Source organism: Nostoc cf. edaphicum LEGE 07299, assembly GCF_015207245.1.
In the GTDB taxonomy this organism is placed as follows: domain Bacteria; phylum Cyanobacteriota; class Cyanobacteriia; order Cyanobacteriales; family Nostocaceae; genus Nostoc; species Nostoc edaphicum_B.
On record NZ_JADEXF010000791.1, the window covers coordinates 1 to 3122 of the forward strand.

2 protein-coding genes are annotated in these 3122 nt (G+C 41.8%); one reads left to right on the forward strand and one right to left on the reverse strand.

Annotated features, from left to right (window positions below; genetic code table 11):
- The first annotated feature begins 54 nt into the window (after nucleotides 1–54).
- Entirely contained in the window at nucleotides 55–1650 is a 1596-nt protein-coding gene (locus IQ229_RS20720; protein WP_194046951.1) for an NAD(P)H-quinone oxidoreductase subunit 4, read from the forward strand.
- Nucleotides 1651–1855: 205 nt separating this feature from the next.
- Here IQ229_RS20720 and IQ229_RS20725 read toward each other — a convergent pair.
- On the reverse strand, nucleotides 1856–3122 hold a 1267-nt coding region (locus IQ229_RS20725; protein WP_322744032.1), incomplete at its 5' end, for a COR domain-containing protein.

Genomic DNA, 3122 nt, shown 5'->3' on the forward strand with positions numbered 1-3122 from the left:
ATTCCTTAATATAATGAAATTAAAAGCGATAAGCCAAATTGATTGTTAGAAGTGATGAATGCTATTGAATTTCCCTGGCTAACAGCCATAATCCTCTTACCCTTGGTGGCTGCCTTAGCCATCCCCCTAATCCCAGACAAGGAAGGTAGAACTGTCCGCTGGTATGGTCTGGGAGTTGCTTTTGCCGACTTTGCACTGATGATTTATGCCTTTTGGTATAAGTACGACTTCCAAAGCTCAACACTTCAACTTGTAGAAAACTATCCTTGGATACCGCAGTTAGGTTTGCATTGGGCTGTGGGGGTTGATGGTTTATCGATGCCCTTACTGCTTCTGACAGGCTTAATAAATACCCTCGCAATATTCGCGGCTTGGAAAGTTACCACCAAGCCGCGATTATTTTATGGTTTGATGTTAGCGATGTACAGCGCCCAACTTGGCGTATTTGTTGCCCAAGATTTGCTGTTGTTCTTCCTAATGTGGGAAATCGAGTTAGTGCCGGTTTACCTGCTGATTTCCATTTGGGGAGGACAAAACCGCCGTTATGCCGCTACTAAGTTCATTCTTTACACCGCTGCTGCATCAATATTTATTTTGATTGCTGGTTTTGCAATGGCATTCTCTGGAGATATCGTCACTTTCGATATGGCGACTCTAGGAATGAAAGAATACCCCAAAACTTTGGAATTATTGGTTTATGCGGGTTTCTTGATTGCCTTCGGTGTAAAACTGCCGATTTTCCCTTTACACACTTGGCTGCCTGATGCCCACGGTGAAGCATCAGCACCCGGTTCAATGATTTTGGCTGGTGTATTGTTAAAAATGGGTGGTTACGCCCTCATCCGCTTCAATGTGGAAATGTTGCCCAATGCCCATGTGACTTTTGCCCCAGTGTTAGCAGTTTTGGGTGTGGTTAACATTGTCTATGGTGCTTGCTGTGCTTTTGCCCAAACCAATCTCAAACGCCGCTTGGCTTACTCTTCAATTGCCCACATGGGGTTTGTGCTGATTGGGATTGCCTCTTACACAGAGCTTGGTATCAGTGGTGCAGTTTTACAGATGGTTTCCCACGGCTTGATTGCTGCTAGCTTGTTCTTCCTCTCTGGCGTGACTTACGATCGCACCCACACCTTAATGATGGATAAAATGGGCGGTATGGCTAAAGTAATGCCCAAAACCTTTGCTCTGTTTACCATTGGTTCAATGGCTTCTCTCGCTTTACCCGGAATGAGTGGTTTTGTGGGTGAGTTGATGGTGTTTCTAGGTATCGCCAGCAGTGATGTTTACAGTTCCAGCTTCAAAGTTGTAGTCGTGCTGCTGTCAGCAGTTGGCGTGATTTTGACACCGATTTATTTACTGTCGATGCTGCGTCAAGTGTTCTACGGGGAGCAAAATCAAGAGTTACACTTGGATGCTGTAATATCTGATGTCAAACCCCGCGAAATATTTATTACCGCTTGTTTGTTACTGCCAATCATCGGAATCGGGTTTTATCCCAAGTTAGCAACGCAGACTTATGATGTGAAAGCAGTAGAATTAGCCGCCCATGCTCGCCAAGTTCTACCAGTTGTTGCTCATCAACAACCATCAAGTCTGTACTCGCGTATTTTCTCTGCACCAACATTGGCTACTTCTCAAGTTGAAAGTTAGATTAACATTTCTGAGTAAATTAACTTCCCATTAAGGGGTCTGCAAGTAAATTCTAAATATTAGCAGAATAAAGGGGTGGTTTCATAACCACCCCTAAAGTTTTGGAATTATTGAGTTGAAATAGATTTTTAGGTAGGGGCAATTCATGTAGACGAATTAGCAAAGCGTCACGTTTTTATAGCCGCGGATTCCATTCGTAGGGCTTTTATTTGTTGCTTTGAAACTGCTTAATAATATTACTAATTAAAGGCAATTGTTCCAGTACCATTTTTGTTAAATCTACAAAAGATTTCTCAGAAAGGCGGTTATCTTGACGTAGTTGCAGAACGCCGATTAAGACCATAAATATTGCTGTACCAATAATTGTTAAAGCTAGATAATGAAATGGTAGCGAACCACCAAAAAATGCAATTAGACAAAATATAACTACAGTTACAAATAAATAGAACATTCCATTGCGAAAAGCAAACGGAAGTTTAACATCTTCTGACTTTGGCTTTTCTTCTTGTGGAGATTGATTAGACATAAGATTATTCCCTTTTTGAATTTGAACTTCTTTAGCGTTTATATAATAATTATCTCCGCCTCCTCTGATTTCTCCTTGCTGAATAAATTGGTCTTTGTCCATTACATCATCAATTAAGCCCAAGACATTCACCATTTTGTAGGGTTTCTTGCGACATTGAATCTTGTCTTGCTTATTGGCGATAAAGTCTCGTAATTCCTCAAATAAATAAAAGTGTGGCTCTTGGTTATCTTTGCAAGTTACACAATTACAGGGGATAAACTTGTTGTACTTCAGTCGCTTGTACAAGTCATGAATATCATCGAGTTCATCTGTAACTATGGTCATCAAATCTCTTTTGTGACGACCTGAAACTCGAATCTTTATCTCCTGCTTGCCATAATATTCAATCACCTCTGCCTCCGTCTGGTCTTTACTGAGAACAACGCCGCTTTTCCAGACATATTGTTGTTTATTCCTCAACTTATTCATGGCGACGATAAACTGGGTGATGATGCCCTTGGGCATGAAGTCGTAAGTGTAACGCAGAATCAGGTTGTTGGTTTCATCCCAGTTATAAGACGGTTGATTAGCAGATAGCAGTTGTGGGGCAATATACTTTCCTGGGCTTCTAGGAATTTCGTAGCACAGCTTGAAGTTGATCATCAGCTGCAAGAGTTCACCATGCATCGTGGCGTATTCGTCTTCACACCAGATGTTTGCCAAGTCAGTCCGTGTGAAACTACCCAGGTTGCGAATCACCTTTTCATTATCCAGCACTTTGTAGACTGCATCAGTTCCCCACTTTGGCTTGAGGATGACGGTCTTGTTCAAAAGTGAATCTTTCTGGAAGTGCAAGCATACTCCCAAATCGTGCAGATAGCTGCTCAACTGCAACTTGTCATTTCTTTGGGTGAACCCATTTTGTTGGCAGATGTTCAGGTATTCATCCAAGCCTATATAATTG